Source organism: Streptomyces klenkii, assembly GCF_003626645.1.
Taxonomy (GTDB): domain Bacteria; phylum Actinomycetota; class Actinomycetes; order Streptomycetales; family Streptomycetaceae; genus Streptomyces; species Streptomyces klenkii.
Map to the genome: position 1 here is coordinate 1 of NZ_RBAM01000135.1, position 1,180 is coordinate 1,180.

Genomic DNA, 1,180 nt, shown 5'->3' on the forward strand with positions numbered 1-1,180 from the left:
GCAGTGGTGCGCCCTATCCCGGATTCGCGCACGTTGCATTTGGCGGCGGTCGCGGCGTCGCCCCACGGATAGGGGTTGCCCCGGGGGCCGCGTGCGGCCTTCTCCCACTGCCGACTGGTCGGCAGCGACTTGCCCGCCCAGGCGGCGTAGGCGGCAGCCTCGTGCCACGTCACCCACACCACGGGGTGGTCGCGGACGCTGTCCGGACATCGGTTGCCGCCTCCCCAGTGCCGGGGTGGCGCCGCGCCGGCGTCCTGGACGTACCGGGCGTAGTCGGCGTTCGTGGTGGGGAAGACATCGATCCAGAACGCCGGGATCCACTGGGCCTCGTTGTCCGGGCCGGAGAGATAGATGCCCTCTTCGACCAGCACCATCAGCTTGCCGTCCACGGGATGGCGCTGGTGCTGGCGAACGTCGGCCGCGAGTAACGTCTCCGTGCGCGGATCCTCGCCGGATGCGGCCTGCTCGGTGATCAGCGTGGCGAACCGCTCCTGGATCTCCGTTCCGGCGACGGACAAAAGGGTGTCCAGCGCGGATTGGGTGCCTTGACGCGGGATGATGCCGGGACCGCGCTGCTCCCACTTGGAGACCATGCGGTCGCTGACGCCGATGCGCGCGGCGAACCCCCGGACCGTCATGCGGTGCGCGAGTCGTAGCGCCTTCGTCTCTCGTCCGGTCCAGCGGACCACCCCCATGGCACCGCTCCTAGACAGGGTCGCCCGGCAGGCTCATGTACGCGTCGCGCAGCGACGCCAGCACCGGGTGCTCGGTCGGCAGCGTGGTGTCGTCGATGGCCGAGATCGCCCGGACGCCGATGCTGGTGTTGGTGGCGAACGCTGCCCGCATCCCGCGTGCTTCGGCCACCGTCACGGGCGACGTCGCATGGGCATGGTGCTGCTGGAGCAGGGCCATGGTGACGCCCGGCAGAACCTCGCCCTTGGGCCACACGACGGCACCGTCGGCGTCGATGAACCCGACGTTCCACGTGCCGCCCTCGGACACCAGGCCGTCGGGACCGGCGAACAGCGCGTCGTCGAAGCCCGACAGCTGCGCGGCGCGCCTGGCGTGGAGGGCCCCGAAGAGGCCGAGGTGCTTGACGGCGGGCAGGTCACGCACGTAGGGCACGGTCTTCACGCGCAGGGGCGGCAGCGGCATCGGGCCGGTGGGCCGCGTGGTCACC

2 protein-coding genes are annotated in these 1,180 nt (G+C 71.3%); both read right to left on the reverse strand.

Annotation, left to right across the window (positions count from 1 at the left end; genetic code table 11):
* Window positions 1–695 (reverse strand): SUMF1/EgtB/PvdO family nonheme iron enzyme (locus D7231_RS35220; RefSeq protein ID WP_120760454.1); only part of this gene is annotated, 695 nt, incomplete at its 3' end.
* A 10-nt stretch (window positions 696–705) separates the two neighbouring features.
* On the reverse strand, window positions 706–1,180 hold a 475-nt coding region (locus D7231_RS35225; protein WP_199739538.1), incomplete at its 5' end, for an aminotransferase class IV.